This window comes from Pseudomonas sp. GW823-FHT06E10, assembly GCF_058794995.1.
Genome location: NZ_JBXAHJ010000012.1, coordinates 43,617 through 60,004, shown reverse-complemented (window position 1 = coordinate 60,004; position 16,388 = coordinate 43,617). Strand labels below are relative to the sequence as shown.

Sequence of the window (16,388 nt, the reverse complement as noted above, 5' to 3'; positions counted from 1 at the left end):
AGCCACGCTCCCACGGGGGGGTTGTGTCGTTCACATCAATCCGGATCGACACAAATCCCTGTGGGAGCGTGGTTTGCCCGCGATGAAGGCGACGCGGTGAGCCTACTGACCCACCGCGCCAACCCCTTACTCCAGCGCCGCTGCCGGCCCGAAGAACTCATAACGGCTTTGCTTCTCCGGCACACCCAATGCTTTGAGGTGGCGTTTGATCGCGACCATGAAGCCTTTTGGCCCCAGGAAGTAGGCATCCAGATCGCGCTCTTGCGGCAGCCATTGATGCAACTGCTGCTGGCTCAACAACCCCATCTTGTGCGCCGCCGGGCTCACGCCGTCGTCCTCGGAATAGCAGTAAAAGCGTTTGAGTTGCGGATGACGCTCAGCCAGGCCATCGATCCAGTCGCGGAAGGCATGGACGCTGCCGTTGCGCGCGCAGTGGATGAAATGCACCGGCCGCTGGGTTTCCAGCGCCGCTTCGAGCATCGCCAGGGTCGGGGTGATGCCCACGCCACCGCTGATCAGTACCAGTGGCTTGTCGCTGGCGGTCAGGACGAACTCGCCCGATGGCGGGAACAACTGGATGCTGGCGCCGACATGCAACTGGTCGTGCAGGAAGTTGGAAGCGCGGCCACCGGCCTCGCGTTTGACGCTGATGCGGTACTGGCCTTTGTTTGCCAGCGCCGACAGCGAGTAGTTACGACGGATCTCTTCACCGTCGAGGATCAGTTTCATGCCGATGTACTGGCCGGGTTCTGCCAGCAGGATCGGGCCTTTGTCCGCGGGTTCGAAGTAGAACGAAGTGATCTCGGCGCTCTCCTCGACCTTGTCTGCCACGATGAATTCCCGCGCCCCGCGCCAACCGCCCGGTGCCTGTTCCTTCTGGTCGTAGATGCTGGTTTCGGCACCGATCAGGATGTCAGCCAGTTGACCGTAGGCCGCGCCCCAGGCCGCGATCACTTCAGGAGTGGCGATCTCTTCGCCCAATACTTCGGCGATGGCCCGCAGCAGGCAGCTGCCGACAATCGGATAGTGCTCCGGGAGGATCTGCAGGGCCACGTGCTTGTTGATGATCTTGGCTACCAGGTCGCCCAACTGGTCGAGCTGGTCGATATGGCGCGCATACATCAATACGCCGTTGGCCAGGGCACGCGGCTGATCACCGCTGGCCTGGTGGGCCTGGTTGAACAGCGGGCGGACTTGCGGATATTCGGAGAGCATCATGCGGTAGAAGTGCGTGATCAGCGCCTCACCACCGCTTTCGAGCAGCGGCACGGTAGATTTGACGATGGCACGGTCTTGAGCGCTCAGCATAAGGTGACTCCTGGTCTTCTTGGGTTGCTAACGGACTACCCTATGCTTATCAGCTTTCGTGCCAACTATTTAAACGTTATAAATCAATAACTTAATAACTAATTAGTCATTTAGACACTGCCTGATTTATAGTCATACCGACTACACGGAGTCACTATGACTGCAAAACCCCTGCTCACTGCTCTGCTGCCCCTGGTCGCCGACCTGTCCCGCGAACTGCCCGAGGGCGAACGTTATCGACGCCTGCTGGAAGCCATGCGCGCCCTGCTCCCGTGCGACGCCGCCGCCCTGCTGCGTCTTGATGGTGAATGGCTGGTGCCGCTGGCCGTCGACGGCTTGAGTACCGACACCCTCGGCCGGCGCTTCAAGGTCAGCGAGCACCCGCGTTTCGAAGCGCTGCTCAGCGGCCCCGGCCCGACCCGTTTCGCTGCCGACAGCGACTTGCCTGACCCCTATGACGGCCTGGTCGATGGCCTGGATGATCATCTGGAAGTCCACGACTGCATGGGTTGCCCGTTGTTCATCGACGAGCGCCCATGGGGCCTGCTGACCCTCGATGCCCTCGACCCGGAGCGCTTCGAACCGATCGAACTGGATGCCCTGCAAGCCTTCGCCAGCCTCGCGGCCGCTACGGTCAACGCCGCCGAGCGCATCGAGCGGTTGAACAACCGGGTCGAAGATGAGCATCAGCGCGCCGAGGTCTACCGCCAGGCCAGCGGCCAGCAGAATCGCGAGATGATTGGCCAGAGCAAGGCCCACAAGCGCCTGGTCGAAGAAATAAGCCTGGTGGGCGGCAGCGACCTGACCGTGTTGATCACCGGCGAAACCGGGGTCGGCAAGGAGTTGGTGGCCCAAGCCATCCATGCCGCCTCGCCCCGCGCCGACAAACCGATCATCAGCCTCAACTGCGCCGCGCTGCCCGACACCCTGGTGGAAAGCGAGTTGTTCGGCCATGTTCGCGGCGCCTTCACCGGGGCGATGAACGACCGCCGTGGCAAGTTCGAACTGGCCAATGGCGGCACGCTGTTCCTTGATGAAGTCGGCGAGTTGTCGCTGACCGTGCAGGCCAAGTTGCTGCGGGTGCTGCAAAGCGGTCAACTGCAGCGACTGGGTTCGGACCAGGAGCATCAGGTCGACGTGCGCCTGATCGCGGCGACCAACCGCGACCTCGCCGAAGAAGTACGCAGCGGCCGTTACCGCGCCGACTTCTACCATCGCCTCAGCGTGTATCCGCTGCTGGTGCCGGCCCTGCGCGATCGCGGGCGTGATGTGCTGCTGCTCAGCGGTTACTTCCTGGAGCAGAACCGCTCGCGCATGGGCCTCAACAGCCTGCGCCTGAACAGCGACGCCCAGGCCGCGTTATTGGCCTACGACTGGCCCGGCAATGTGCGCGAGCTTGAACATTTGATCGGCCGCAGCGCCTTGAAAGCCTTGGGCAATTGCAAGGAGCGGCCAAAGATTCTCAGCTTGAGCGCAACCGACCTCGACTTGCCCAGCGCCATCGTTGAAACCGCTGCCGAGCAACCCGCCATCGCCGCTGTGGCGTTGGTAGCAGGTGATTTGCGCGAGGCGACCGAAAACTATCAGCGCCAGTTGATCGGTGCCTGCCTGGAGCGGCACAACAACAACTGGGCAAGCGCGGCCCGTGAGCTAGGCTTGGATCGGGCGAATCTTGGGCGGATGGCCAAAAGGCTCGGCATGAAGTGATGACCCCATCGCGAGCAAGCTCGCTCCCACAGGATGTGTGAACGACGACGATCCAATGTGGGAGCGAGCTTGCTCGCGATGGCGTCTTACTGTTCACCGCAATTGTTAAAGCCTGCCCCAAACAAGTCGATAACCCGGCATCGAAGTCATTGGCGATCCCTGGATTGCCCGTCACCTTTTTCCAGAGAAGGTTTATATGTCCTCCACCAAAGCCCGCGCAGACTCACTTTCGCTTCTGCTGTTTACCTTGCGCAGCGGCAAGCTGATGGCGATCAACCTGCTCAAGGTCAGTGAAATCATTCCCTGCCCGCCGCTGACCAGGCTGCCGGAGTCACATCCCCACGTCAAAGGCATCGCCACCCTGCGCGGTGCCTCGCTGTCGGTGATCGACCTCAGCCGTGCCATTGGCGAGCGTCCGCTGGAAGACCCCAACGGCGGCTGCCTGATCGTCACCGACGTCAGCCGCTCCAAGCAGGGCCTGCACGTACAGGCCGTGAGCAAGATCGTCCATTGCCTGACCACCGACATCCGCCCGCCACCCTTCGGCTCCGGTGGTTTGCGTGCCTACATCACCGGCGTGACGTCGGTCGATGGCACCCTGGTACAAGTGCTGGACATCGAAAAAGTCATCCATGGCATCGCCCCGGCACAAATCGAAATGGCGCCGACCGAACTGAGCATGGAAGACGCCGAACTGCTCGGCAACGCGCGCATCCTGGTGGTCGATGACAGTCAGGTCGCCTTGCAGCAATCGGTGCACACCCTGCGTAACCTCGGCCTGCAGTGCCATACGGCCCGCAGCGCCAAGGAAGCCATCGACTGCCTGCTGGACCTGCAAGGCACCGCGCAGCAGATCAACCTGATCGTCTCGGACATCGAGATGTCGGAGATGGACGGTTACGCCTTCACCCGCACCCTGCGGGAAACCCCGGATTTCGCGCATCTTTATGTACTGCTGCACACCTCGCTGGACAGTGCGATGAACGCCGAGAAAGCACGACTGGCGGGGGCGAACGCGGTGCTGACCAAGTTTTCTTCGCCGGAATTGACCCAGTGCCTGATCACCGCGGCCAAGGCTGTCGCCGAACAGGGTTATTGAGTGTTGACCGAAGAATTCTGCTGGCTGATGCGGCGCGACCTCTCTGTCGTCGTGCCGCCCCCTGATTGGCCAACCGGCCTGCAACTGAGCGAATACCGCCCCGAACTGGGCGCCGCCGTGCACCGGTTGATGGAGTTCGGTTATCTCGACGGCGGTGGTCGCGTAGCCGCGCTGGACATGTGGCAACGGCAGTTCGAAACCGATCCGGAATATGACCCGGCCCTGTGCTTCATTGCCCTGGATGCCGAGGAAGTGGTCGGCGTTTGCCAGTGCTGGACCAGTGCCTATATCAAGAACCTGGTGGTGCACCCGCGGTTTCAGGGTCGGGGGTTGGGGCGTGCGCTGTTGTTGCAGGCGTTCAAGGTGTTCCAGCAGCGGCATGAAGGTTTCGTGGACCTGAAGGTACGTGAAGACAACCTTCGGGCGCGGCGCTTGTATGAAAACGTCGGGATGCGCGCGATCCGCCGGGAGCCGGTTCCGCTCTGATGCCGCCATCGCGAGCAGGCTCGCTCCCACAGTTGATGTGTGTACACCGTCCAATGTGGGAGCGGGCTTGCTCGCGAAGAGGTCAGCAAAGTATCCATCTACCTTTCAGGCATACTCCTGCCTTGGCCACTCAGCCCAAGGAAGCCTGAACCATGAAAGCTGCGCCCCTGATTCTGTTCTGCCTCACCGCCCTCGCCTCCCTGGCCCACGCCTCCAGCCCCGACGCCTGGGCCACCTACGACAAAGCCGTACTCACCAGTTGCACCAAGGCCAGTGGCCTGAAGGACAGCAAACCGGTCGGCAACGCCGCGCAGTTCGATGACCGGGTCGGCTACACCGCGCTCCTGCTCCAGGGCCAGTACCCGCAAAAGCACATGAAAGGCGCACAAGGCACCGAGTTGTGCCTGTACAACAAAAAGAGCAAAACCGCGTACGTCACCGAATGGGACTCCATCCGCCCGGCCGGCAAGGCAAACTGACTGGCGCATAATTTGCTTCGATAGCGGCTTTTGCGGCGGCATTCTGTCGCCGCTTCATGCCCTGTGACGCGAACGAACGCTCGATGAATACAACATTTTCCTGTGTAGGCTGCGGCAAATGCTGTAACGACCACCATGTGCCCCTGACCCTGGGCGAAGCCCGGATGTGGGCAGCCGATGGCGGTCAGGTGATCGTGCTGGTGGAGGCGTTTCTGGGCAATGGCCTGGGTCTGCCGGTGCACCAACGGGAACACGCCGAACGCCGTTCGGCGGCAGTGCGCAGCGGTGAATCCGAGGCGTACGTGGCTATCACCTTCGCCGCCTACAATGTCGGTCCCTGCCGAAATCTTGACGAAGACAACCTCTGTCGCATCTACGAACGCCGGCCGCTGGTGTGCCGTATCTATCCGATGGAAATCAATCCGCACATACCTCTGAACACCGCCATGAAGGAATGTCCGCCTGAGTCGTGGGAAAAAGGACCGGAGCTGATTGTCGGCGGTGAGCTGGTCGACCGGGAATTGTCGGAACTGATCCAGCGCTCCCGTCAGGCGGATCGTGATGACATTCTGATGAAGGATGCAATTTGTGCGTTGCTGGGGATTCGCACCACGGCCCTGAAGGGCGACGGGTATACCGCTTATCTGCCGGATATGGCGGAATTTGCCGCGATCATCGACGACCTGGCCGGGCAAACGTTGCCGCAGTGGGGCAGTGAATGGCGGTTTCATGTGTCGGGGGATGATATTGCCGGGCAAGTGCTGGCCGCAGGTGCGCAAGTGGCGGCGGATGCGCCGACGAATTATTCGTTTATTTCGTTGCGGGCGGTTTGATCCGGGATTTGCAGTGTTTGTGCCGGCCCCTTCGCGAGCAAGCCCGCTCCCACTGGAGGAATGCATTCCAAATGTGGGAGCGGGCTTGCTCGCGAAGACGGCAGATCAGTCACCGCAGACTTAAGAACTCAGCGCTTACCCATCGACCGACGAGTCCCCGGCGGTGCCATGCCCGGCGTCTTGGTGTGGCCGTTCTTGGCGCCGTTCTTGTACCACGGCTGGTTGGAACCCTTGGCGGCCGCCAGCTCACCCGGCTTGAACGGGAATTTGAAGGCCGGGATCCCGGCTTTGGATTCGCTGTCGGCGCTGGAGTCGACGCTGTCTGGCAGCTCTGCCTGCACGTCGTTCAGGACGTCGGCGACCGGCGGTTGTTTCGGGGAAGTCATGAAAGCTCCGGGTGGTGCATGAAATGTCGGGCCCGGTGAGCGGGCCGCATGCCACAGTATAAGAAGTGCGGCAGTATAACTGGATGGAGCACGACAAGCTGCAAGCTTGCATAGACCGCCTGACGACTCGCACAAATCCCGCGAAGAATGTTAGCGTGCTCATCATTCTTCACCGCCCGACGAGCCCGCCCACCCATGAAAAAGACCGTCCTTGCATTCAGCCGCGTCACTCCACCAATGATCGAACGCCTGCAACAGGATTTCGACGTCATCGTGCCGAATCCGAAAAACGGCGACATCAACGCCCAATTCAACGAAGCCCTGCCCCACGCTCACGGCTTGATCGGCGTCGGTCGCAAACTCGGCCGCGCTCAATTGGAAAACGCCACCACGCTGGAGGTGGTATCCAGTGTCTCGGTGGGCTACGACAACTATGACCTGGCCTACTTCAACGAACGCGGGATCATGCTGACCAACACGCCGGATGTGCTCACCGAAAGCACCGCCGACCTGGCATTTGCCCTGTTGATGAGCAGCGCGCGCCGCGTCGCCGAACTGGATGCCTGGACCAAGGCCGGGCAATGGCAGGCCACTGTCGGTGCGCAGCTGTTCGGTTGCGATGTGCATGGCAAGACCCTGGGCATTGTCGGCATGGGCAACATCGGCGCCGCCATCGCCCGACGTGGTCGCCTGGGGTTCAACATGCCGGTCATCTACAGCGGCAACAGCCGCAAGACCGAACTGGAGCAGGAGCTCGGCGCGCAGTTCCGCAGCCTTGATCAACTGCTGGCCGAGGCCGATTTCGTGTGCCTGGTGGTGCCGCTCAGCGAGAAAACTAAACACTTGATCAGCCATCGTGAACTGGCGCTGATGAAGCCAAGTGCCATTCTGGTGAACATTTCCCGTGGCCCGGTGGTGGATGAGCCGGCACTGATCGAAGCACTGCAAAACAACCGCATTCGTGGTGCCGGGCTGGACGTTTACGAAAAAGAACCGCTGGCCGAGTCCCCACTGTTCCAGTTGAAAAATGCCGTGACCTTGCCGCACATTGGCTCGGCCACCCATGAGACCCGCGATGCCATGGCCAACCGTGCCCTGGCCAACCTGCGCAGTGCGCTGTTGGGGGAACGCCCACAGGACCTGGTCAACCCGCAAGTCTGGAAGGGTTGAAAAAAGGGCAGGCGTTAAAAGCGCCTGCCCTTAAATGCAAAAAATAAAAACAATATCACTCTAAACCTGTAAAAAAACTGTCTGAATACACACCCTGCAATTCAGTCAATAAACAAATAACAAAACCACCCGCTAGACTCTCCTTACTTTTCCAGACACAACGGAAACAACAAAGGAGATCACCACCTTGAATCAACTTACGACAAATCAAGTCATACGCTTCAGCAAAGCCACACTAATGTTATTCATAAGTATTTTTGGATTGCTGGTGATGTACAGCAACGTTACGGACTACGCAACCAACTACGAAAACATCAGTAACATCCTGAGCATGGAGACCACAGATGACGACGAGAAGTACACCTACAGGGCCATTACCTCGCAGATACTCCATCACCGCATCTACTGGCTCATCATTACACTCGAGGTTATCTACACGCTCTTCTTCATGATCGGAACCTGTTATCTTTATAAAAACATGAGTAGCAGCGCTGAAGAGTTTCACGAGGCCAAAAAGCCCGCGATCATAGGATTACTCATTGCGCTCTTGCTTTACTATGTCGGCTTTCAAGTTATCGGCGTGGAATGGTTCAACATGGACCAATCACAAGCCTGGAATTACAAAGACTGGACCCGGCATATTGTCGACTTCATACTACCGCTGCTGATTTATATTGCGATCAAAGTCGAGCGCTGAGGACTTCAGCGCTCGATGAACGTCATCTCAAGCGAGCTTGCTACTCCCTTGTACCAAGCGTGGTTTGGGCTTGCGAAACACCAGTACGTTACCCGACATCACCAATACCAGCCCCAACAGCGCCGGCATCGTCCACTGATAACCCTCGGCGAACGCTGACACGTTGAGTGCCACCACCGGAAACAGCACTGTGCAGTACGCAGCCCGCTCTGGCCCCATGCGGCCGACCAGGGTCAGGTAGGCGGTGAAACCGATCACCGATCCCGGAATCACCAGGTACAACAGTGACCCGATGTAACGCGTGCTCATCTCCATCTCGAAGGGAATGCCTTTGACCAGGCACCACACGGTGAGCATCGCCGCCCCGTAAGCCATGCCCCAGGCATTGGTGGTCAGCGGTTTGAGACCGGCCTTCTGTTGCAGGCTCGAAAGCATGTTGCCCGCCGAGAAACACAAGGTGCCGCATAGGGCCAGACCGAGGCCAAGCAAAGTTTCCGGGCTGGCGGTATGCCCGGCCAGCTCCGGCCAGAACAGCAGTCCCAGCCCAAGCAGGCCCAACGCACCGCCCATCAGCACATTGCGGGCAATTCTCTGACCGAAGAACACCCGCGCGTTAAGGGCATTCCACAGGGTGGCGGTGGAAAACACCACGGCCACCAGACCGCTGGGGATCCACTGGCTCGCCGTGAGGAAGCACATGAAGTTGACGCAGAACAGGCACAAGCCTTGAGCCAGGCAGATCAGGTGCCCGCGACGGTTCATCACTTGCAGGCGTCGGCTGAGCAGCAGGATCACGAACAGCACCAGTGCGGCGAGGCCGAAGCGATAGACGATCGACACGGGAATGGCCACCACGCCCAGTTGCCATTTCAAGGCAATCCAGGTGGTACCCCAGATCAGCACGGTCAGCAGGTACAAAGAAAGGTTCATGACTAGGGCTCCTCGCTAGGAGCCCAGTGTCCGGCGCCACGCCTGGGCGCACTTGCATAAACTTGCGCTTTTGTCCGGCGACAGGCTGGCAGGCGCACGTCTACGGAGTAGGATGCAAGGCGTTGGATGCAGGTGTTAGAGAGCAACGACCATGGCTGCACTGGATACCCTACAAGTCTTTCAAGCCCTCAACCGCTCGCCGAATGCTCGCCTTGAGCACAGCGCCGAGCTCGGTGACGGCTTGTCTGCAGCCTTGTGGAGCAATCACCATGACGCTCAGGAATACGAAGCGCCCAGCCACCACACGTTGTCCTGTTACCTCGCCGGCGGCACCGGCACCTTTCGCCGCGACCAGCCCGGCAACAAGGGTGGTCCGGACAAACTGTGCATCCTCCCCGCCGATCACCAGTCAGGCTGGGTGATCAATGGCGATATTCGCCTGGCACACCTGTATTTCAGCCCCGAACAATTTGCCCTTGGCTGCGTCACCCTGCTCGATCGCGAGCCACGGGAAATGCAGCTGCGCGAGCAGACCTTTCTCGATGATCCGCAGCAGGCGCTGCGCTTTCGGCAGTTGGTCGCCTTGAACTGGGACGAGCCGGGCGAGCGCCTGCTCACCAGCAGCCTGGCGCACGAACTGCTCAGCCATGCCCTGCTCAGCCAGGTCAACGTGCGTCAGGGCTTGCGCCTTAAAGGCGGGCTGGCCGCGCACCAGCGCCGGCATCTGGTGGAGTTCATCGACAGCCATCTGGACGAGGCCATCAGCCTCGGTCAATTGGCGGCGTTGTGCGCGTTGTCCGAATACCACTTCGCGCGGATGTTCCGCGAAAGCTTCGGCTTGCCACCCCACCAGTACGTGCTGGCGCGGCGCCTTGACCGGGCGCGGGAGTTGTTGCGCACGACCTCGCAGCCACTGGGGGAGATTGCACTGGCTTGTGGTTTTTCCAGCGCCAGCCATTTCACCAACCGGTTTCGCCAGTCACTTGGCGGGACGCCCGGCGAATATCGACAGGCACTTTTGCGCTAGACCCGATTTTTTATCGCCTGTACTGCCGCCTTCGCGAGCAAGCCCGCTCCCACAAGGTTTGGTGGTGCTTACCTGTTTTGTGGCTACCCTATTCCCCTGTGGGAGCGAGCTTGCTCGCGATGAACGATGACGCGGTCTATCGTCAGAACTCCAAGGTGCTCGACAACGTCACCTGCCGCGAATCCCCCATCGACACAAAGAACCGACTCGCCGCCGAGGTGTAGTAGGTGCGATCGAACAGGTTCTTCACGTTGAGCTGGAACTTGACCTTCTGCCCTTCGACCCTGGTGTCGTAGGTGGCAAACGCATCGGCCACGGTGTAGCTCGGCAGGTCGAAATCGTTCACCGCGTTGCCCGCGCGCTCACCCACATAACGCGCCCCGGCGCCGACCCGCAGTTGATCACCGCCAATGACGCTGCCGAAGTCATAGACGGCCGACAACGAGCCGCTGTTCTTCGCCACGTTCTGCAACTGATTGCCTTTGTAATCCGGGTCTTCGGTGACTTCGGCATCGGTATAGGCGTAGCTGCCGATCATGCTCCAGCGATCGGTGAGCTGACCGCTCAGGTCCACTTCCAGGCCACGGGAACGCACTTCACCGGCGGCACTGTAAATCGTGGTCGGACCTTCGGCGTTGGCCACCAGCACATTGCGCTTCTTGATGTCGAACAGTGCGATGTTGCCGGTAACGCGGCCCGGCAGATCAAGCTTGGCACCCAGCTCCCAGGACTTGGCTTCTTCCGGCGCGATACCGCCGTCAAGCACGGTACTGCTGCCGCTCAATGGTGCGATGGTCGAGTTGGGTTTGAACGACTCGGTGTAGCTGCCGTAGAACGACAAAGCATCGGTGTATTTGTACACAAGGCCCGCGCGCGGCACCCATTTCTGCCCGTTGCTGTCGGTGTTGGCGTGGAACGGTACGCCTTTGCCGGCGTACTGGTCGTAAGCCTGGAAGCGCGCGCCGGCCACCAGAATCCACTGGTCGGTGAGGTGAATGGAGTCTTGCAGGAAGACCGAATCGCTGCGCAGTTCATCGGTCTGTGCGCTGTCGGGCGCACTGACGGTGGTGCCCGGCACTTCCCGTCCATAAACCGGATTGACGTAACTGAATGTGGTCAGGCTTTTCTGGCGGATCAGGTCTTCGCGGTAGATCTTGCGGTACTCATCGTCGATACCGAACAGCAGGTCATGCTGCATGCCGAGCACATTCACGTTGCCTTCGAGGCTGGCGGTGGTGAACCGGTCGGTGCTGATCGCATTCTGGGTGCCGTCCATGTTGCGGGTCAGGGTGCCCTTTTTGGTGTCGATGGCGGTCACGCGCACCTGACTGGCATCGTAGGTTTCGCGGTTATAGCTGTAGCCGAAATGGGCTTTCCAGTTGTCGTTGAGTTCGTGATCGGCCTCGAAGTGATAGAGGTCCGAGCGCCCTTCCATGTTGTTGAACGGTTCGTCGAGACGCTCGTTGCGCGAGATGTCCAGCGGATGGTTGGTCCGTGGATCGATCAGCGTGCCGCGGTCGAACGGTGTGAGGAATTCGCGGTGCTCATAGGAGAACAGCAGCTTGGTGCTTTCGCCGTACCAGGCCAGCGACGGCGCGATCAGGCTCTCGCGATGCACACCGAAGTTACGCCAGTAATCTTCGTCTTCGTAGTCCAGCACCATGCGGTAGGCCAGTCCGGAATCGCCGAGGGCCCCGGTGCTGTCGAGGCTGCCACCGCTGCCGTTCTTGCCGTCGTCATAGCTCGAACCGCGCGCGGTCAGCGTGTTGTACCGCTCAAGCTCGGGCTTCTTGCTGACCATATTGACCACGCCACCCGGATCCTGGATGCCATAGAGCAACGAGGCCGGGCCCTTGAGCACTTCGACCCGGTCCACGCTGGCGTTGAGGCCACGCCCCTGCACGATCGGCATGCCGTCGCGCATGATCGAGCCGTTACGGTTGTCGCCAAAGCCACGGACCATCACCGAGTCCTGGGTGCTGCCCAGGGTGTTGGCCTGGGTGATGCCGCTGACATTGGCCAGCGCGTCATCGAGATTGCGCGGCGCCTGGTCGCGGATGACCTGGGCCGGAACGACGTTGATCGTCTGCGGGATCTCCTGTACGGGGGCCGAGGAGCGCATCACTGAAGTGATGGGTGGCGGTTGATAGCTCATGGAGTCATCCATCACCGAGGTGATAGTGGTCGCGCCCAGGTTCAACGCCCCTTCAGTCGGCCGTGGTTCCAGTGCAATGGTGTGGCCGTCGGTGCGACGGAACGTCAAGCCCGAACCAGTGAGCAGACGTTGCAGAGCCTGTTCGGCGCTCATCTGGCCATTGATGGCCGGCGCATTGAGACCGTACGGCGCCTCATCGGTGTAGACGACGCTGATGCCGGTCACTCGGCTGAAATCGCTCAGGGCCTGGGGCAACGGTTTGGCGGCCAGCGCGAAATTGAATTGCCCACGCGACTGACTGCTGCCTGCCTCTGCGGCCAACGCTACGCTCAGCGGCAACAAGGCCAATGCCGAAAAGCTCAACGCAGACACACCCAACCATTGTTTGACCGAACCCGATTTTGCCCTGGACTTCATGACTCATGACCTGTGTAGAACCGCAACGGATGCGAATGACTCGCAGTTTCAGTCACTACACGGATGGCAATCGGGTTTACCTCAGCAAAAACTTTAAAATATTTTTACTTGAGTGGTTGGGTGTCTGATCTGCCGTCTTCGCGAGCAAGCTCGCTCCCACAGGTATTGAGTCGGCCACAATATTGGGGCAACACATAACCCCGTGGGAGCGAGCTTGCTCGCGATGAGGCCGGTCGCCTCAACGCAAAATAATCAGATGCCCCAAAACCTGATGCTGCTCAAACCCCAACACCCCCTGCAACGAACTCAACACCGCCTGCGGGTTCCTGCTCGGAAAGCTGCCACTGACCCGGCGCCTCGCCAGTTCATCATTGAGCAACACGATCCGTCCGGGGTAATAGCGTGCCAAATCCTGTACCACATCGGCCAACGTCGCCTTGTAGTAATTGAGCCAGCCCTGGCGCCATGCCAACTGCGCTTCGCTGTCCACCGAGTGGAGTGTTTGCGCCGAGCCTTCGCCATAGGCCACTTGCTGGCCGGCGGTGAGCACTTGCTGATCGGCTTTCTGGTGCGCCGTCACGCCAACCCGTCCCGACAGCACCGTGACCTGTGCACCGTGGGGCTGCAAACGGACTTCGAACTGCGTGCCCAGGACCCGCGTCTGGCCTTTCTCGGCGTCCACCACAAACGGCTCGCCGGTATGGGTAACGCTGAAAAAGCCGGCGCCGCGGCGCAGTTGCACATGCCGCTCACCGCGACTGAAATCCACGGCGATGGCGCTGTCGGCATCCAGTGTCACCTGCGACTGATCGGCCAGGGTAACGGTGCGAATTTCCCCCGGTGCCGAGACGTAATCCGCCCCCAGGTCATCAATCCAACGCATAGGCTGCCAGCCTGTACCGACACTGATCATCAACAGCAGACACGCGGCCATCGCCAGCGTACCGGACCAGCGCCCGAGCGTGCTGCGCCGCGGCTTGTCCATGGCGTTGAGATAGCCCTGCAAGGCAAAAGCGTCTTCATCGGCGAGTGTGCGCGCCGGTCCTTCGCTCAACTCCCACAGGACCTGCGCCCGGGCATAGGCCTCGGCATGGGCGGGGTCGGCCTGCAACCATTGGCTGAACGTCGCCTGGTCACCGCTGTTGGGCTGGTCATGCAACAGGCTCAGCCAGGCCAGCGCGGCCTGCTCCTGCGCCAGCGTCGGGGTGACGCGTTTGAAGTCGTTCACGGTGCTGTCCCTGGCGTACGCGGTTCGGGTTCCCGAAGGCTGGCCTTGCAGGCTTCGAGGGCGCGCATCATATGTTTTTCCACGGCACTTTGGGACAAGCCCATGGCCTTGGCGATCTCGGCGTATTTGCGGCCGTGAATGCGATTGAGCAAGAAGATCTGCCGCGTACGCTCCGGCAAGGCGCGCAATGCGGCTTCGACATGGCGCAGATCGTTGTCCGCCTCCAGCGCTGCTTGCGGTCCGCTGCCATGGCTGTCTGGTGATTCCACCATCAAACCTTCGCTGGCCCGGACCCGCGTGCCTTCACTGCGCAAGTGATCGATGGCGATGTTGCCGGCGCAGCGCAGCAGGTAGGTGCTGAGTTCCTCGACTTGCACCAACGGCCGCCGCCAGAATCGCAGGAACAAATCCTGTACCAGGTCAGCCGCCGTCGCCCGACAACCGACACGCCGGCTCACCAGTGCTTCCATTTGCGAACGCTGGGAGAGAAACACCTGGAGAAAATGCGCACGGTCCCCGCGCTGTGGATCGCGCTCGATATCGCGGGGTTCGGGGGCAGAGTGATCATCGTTCATGTTTCGACCTGAAAACCGGGGAGGCCACGACAGCGTCAGGGGACCGGAAAGGCCGCAATATTAATGATAAATATTCTCATATGCAAAAGGATCGGGTGCAGCCCTTTATTACGCCCGTTGGTTGCACCAATGGCATAGCCATGGAATCCAAAAGCCACCGAAAACAAAACGGGCCCGCAATGCAGGCCCGTTTTCATGGGAAGGTAAAAAAGTGAATCAGGTGTCAGCCGTTAAGCGCTGCCTGTTCGTTCTCAAGAAACTCTTCTTCCAGCAGATGGTCGGCATGGGCGGCACTCTCGATGGGCACCACATTGGCTCGTTTGCCGCGTAATTTGCCGAACATATGCTCCAGCGCATGTTCAAGTTTGGTTGCCGCTCCGTCGATCGCCTGCTCCATGGTGGAGGCTTTATGGGTGACGGAAATCGGTTGATGGCCTTTTGGCCGCGCCTCCAGCTGGCAGCGCATGTCGTGGGGACCCGGCTTGTCGCCGTTCTCGTCCCGCAGGTGAACCTCGACTCGTGTCAGGTCCTCTTCGTAGCGTTCGAGCGTGCTCTCAATGGTCGTACGTACCCACTCCTCCAGTCGTTTACTGCCTTGAATATGGTTATCGCTATTGACTTGGATTTGCATAGTTCATCCCTTATTTCAGCTAGCTCGCGAGAGGCCGGTCAGCTAAGCCCTTGGGCGTCATCACCGTGACCTCTTACTTACACAATCGGTCTGTACGCTGAACAATTCAACCCCCTAAAAAAGATAAATTTTCAATCGCAAAAAAAGCCGGACAACCGGTAAAAGCGCTGTTAAGGTCGGGAGTTGGGTCGCCCTGCTCTTACGTAATAATTGCTCACATTTGCCGCTCCCCCAACGGGTGCAGGCTGCGAAAAGCACCCGCCTCCTCCACCAACCAATCGTGCACCGCACGCACACCCGGATGGCTCAACGCCCCCGGTGCGTAAAGCAGCATGTAGCGCTTGTGATTGGGCACCGCCAGGCCGAACGGCACGATCAAGGCACCACGTTCCAACTCATCATTGAGCAAAGTTCGGCGCGCAATCGCCACGCCCATCCCGGCGATGGCCGCTTCGATGGTCAGGTGATTGCGATTGAAGGTATGCCCGCGTCGCACATCCGCCCCCTCGAAGCCGATGGCATTGAGGTAAAACTCCCATTCCGCGTACTCGTAGCTGCCGCGCCAGGCGGTGATGTCGTGCAGCAAGGGAAAGTGCATCAGGTCCGCCGGACCATGCAGTGGTGGACGACCACGCAACAAGCTCGGCGCGCACACCGGAAAAATCTGTTCATCAAGCAAGGCTGTGGATAACAGGCCCGGATAACTGCCGTCGTTCAGGTCGATCGCCAGGTCGAAGTCACCTTCATGCAACGGCACGCTGCTGTCCTCGGCCACCAGGCGTAACTGGATGTCCGGAAAACGCTGCTGCAAACGCGGCAGTCGCGGCGTCAGCCATTTACTCAGGAACGACGGAATCGAACGCACCCGCAGAATCCCGCTGATCATGCCCGCGTCCAGTCGCCGCAATTCCGCGTCGATGCTGCCAAAGGCCTCGTTGACGGTTATGGCCAGGCGCTGGCCCTCTGCGCTCAGCTCCACTCCGCGGGGGCGGCGGTGAAACAGGCGAAAGCCCAGGCGTTCTTCCAGCTGGCGGATCTGCTGGCTGACCGCCCCCGGTGTGATGTGCAGCTCTTCGGCGCAGCGGGTGAACGACAGGTGCCGCGCGGCACAGGCAAACACGTTCAGCCAGACATACGTCTGGGCGTGTAATTGACGGCTCATCGTTTAGTCCTGCTAAAGGATGTCTTAGGAATTTTCGTTGGTCACGCAGGCTCGTGACAGGCAGTATCGCCCAAATTGCGCTTGTCCTACAGAAATGG

General features: G+C 60.1%; 16 protein-coding genes. 8 read left to right on the top strand and 8 right to left on the bottom strand.

The window, feature by feature from the left end; translation table 11 throughout:
- Positions 1-126 precede the first annotated feature (126 nt).
- Positions 127-1,308, bottom strand: coding sequence for an NO-inducible flavohemoprotein (gene hmpA, locus AC1Q6Y_RS19540; protein WP_057716362.1), 1,182 nt, complete (start codon positions 1,306-1,308; stop codon positions 127-129).
- Positions 1,309-1,464: 156 nt separating this feature from the next.
- Between hmpA and norR the strand changes: the two genes are divergently transcribed.
- The 5 genes from norR (at position 1,465) to AC1Q6Y_RS19515 (ending at position 5,912) form a co-directional block, all read left to right on the top strand.
- Positions 1,465-3,015, top strand: coding sequence for a nitric oxide reductase transcriptional regulator NorR (norR, locus tag AC1Q6Y_RS19535; protein ID WP_492624997.1), 1,551 nt, complete (start codon positions 1,465-1,467; stop codon positions 3,013-3,015).
- A 196-nt stretch (positions 3,016-3,211) separates the two neighbouring features.
- Complete coding sequence (locus AC1Q6Y_RS19530; protein WP_007970363.1) at positions 3,212-4,114, top strand: chemotaxis protein CheV; 903 nt, start codon at positions 3,212-3,214, stop codon at positions 4,112-4,114.
- 27 nt (positions 4,115-4,141) lie between these two features.
- Entirely contained in the window at positions 4,142-4,600 is a 459-nt protein-coding gene (locus AC1Q6Y_RS19525; RefSeq protein ID WP_191622249.1) for a GNAT family N-acetyltransferase, read from the top strand.
- 152 nt (positions 4,601-4,752) lie between these two features.
- Positions 4,753-5,079: a hypothetical protein gene (locus AC1Q6Y_RS19520; protein ID WP_349733655.1), complete on the top strand. Its 327-nt coding sequence runs from the start codon at positions 4,753-4,755 to the stop codon at positions 5,077-5,079.
- 83 nt (positions 5,080-5,162) lie between these two features.
- Entirely contained in the window at positions 5,163-5,912 is a 750-nt protein-coding gene (locus AC1Q6Y_RS19515; RefSeq protein ID WP_492624996.1) for a YkgJ family cysteine cluster protein, read from the top strand.
- Between the two features lie 128 nt (positions 5,913-6,040).
- On the opposite strand, the gene AC1Q6Y_RS19510 is transcribed toward AC1Q6Y_RS19515, so the two are convergent.
- Positions 6,041-6,298 (bottom strand): hypothetical protein, encoded by a 258-nt coding sequence (locus AC1Q6Y_RS19510; RefSeq protein WP_492624995.1) that lies wholly within the window; start codon positions 6,296-6,298, stop codon positions 6,041-6,043.
- A 195-nt stretch (positions 6,299-6,493) separates the two neighbouring features.
- On the opposite strand from AC1Q6Y_RS19510, the gene AC1Q6Y_RS19505 reads away from it, so the two are divergent.
- A complete protein-coding gene (locus AC1Q6Y_RS19505) occupies positions 6,494-7,468 on the top strand; it encodes a 2-hydroxyacid dehydrogenase (RefSeq protein WP_090453152.1) in 975 nt (324 codons plus the stop codon).
- Positions 7,469-7,655: 187 nt separating this feature from the next.
- The gene (locus AC1Q6Y_RS19500; protein ID WP_057716369.1) at positions 7,656-8,165 is read left to right on the top strand and encodes a DUF2165 domain-containing protein; all 510 of its coding nucleotides are present in this window, start codon (positions 7,656-7,658) and stop codon (positions 8,163-8,165) included.
- Positions 8,166-8,192: 27 nt separating this feature from the next.
- Here the strand turns inward: AC1Q6Y_RS19500 and AC1Q6Y_RS19495 are convergent, their stop codons facing one another.
- Positions 8,193-9,095: a DMT family transporter gene (locus AC1Q6Y_RS19495; protein ID WP_492624994.1), complete on the bottom strand. Its 903-nt coding sequence runs from the start codon at positions 9,093-9,095 to the stop codon at positions 8,193-8,195.
- Positions 9,096-9,246: 151 nt separating this feature from the next.
- Here AC1Q6Y_RS19495 and AC1Q6Y_RS19490 point away from each other — a divergent pair, with 151 nt between their 5' ends.
- Entirely contained in the window at positions 9,247-10,122 is an 876-nt protein-coding gene (locus AC1Q6Y_RS19490) for a helix-turn-helix domain-containing protein (protein ID WP_492624993.1), read from the top strand.
- Positions 10,123-10,264: 142 nt separating this feature from the next.
- On the opposite strand, the gene AC1Q6Y_RS19485 is transcribed toward AC1Q6Y_RS19490, so the two are convergent.
- The 5 genes from AC1Q6Y_RS19485 to AC1Q6Y_RS19465 all read right to left on the bottom strand — a co-directional run bounded on the left by AC1Q6Y_RS19485 (position 10,265) and on the right by AC1Q6Y_RS19465 (position 16,290).
- On the bottom strand, positions 10,265-12,694 hold the full coding sequence (locus AC1Q6Y_RS19485; protein WP_492624992.1) for a TonB-dependent siderophore receptor: 2,430 nt from the start codon (positions 12,692-12,694) through the stop codon (positions 10,265-10,267).
- Between the two features lie 238 nt (positions 12,695-12,932).
- Positions 12,933-13,922, bottom strand: a complete 990-nt coding sequence (locus tag AC1Q6Y_RS19480; protein ID WP_492624991.1) for a FecR family protein — start codon at positions 13,920-13,922, stop codon at positions 12,933-12,935.
- The gene (locus AC1Q6Y_RS19475; protein ID WP_492624990.1) at positions 13,919-14,497 is read right to left on the bottom strand and encodes an RNA polymerase sigma factor; all 579 of its coding nucleotides are present in this window, start codon (positions 14,495-14,497) and stop codon (positions 13,919-13,921) included. Before AC1Q6Y_RS19475 ends, AC1Q6Y_RS19480 begins: the two co-directional genes overlap by 4 nt.
- Positions 14,498-14,720: 223 nt before the next feature.
- Entirely contained in the window at positions 14,721-15,128 is a 408-nt protein-coding gene (locus tag AC1Q6Y_RS19470) for an HPF/RaiA family ribosome-associated protein (RefSeq protein WP_057716375.1), read from the bottom strand.
- A 214-nt stretch (positions 15,129-15,342) separates the two neighbouring features.
- Entirely contained in the window at positions 15,343-16,290 is a 948-nt protein-coding gene (locus AC1Q6Y_RS19465; RefSeq protein WP_349733663.1) for a LysR substrate-binding domain-containing protein, read from the bottom strand.
- Between the last annotated feature and the right edge of the window lie 98 nt (positions 16,291-16,388).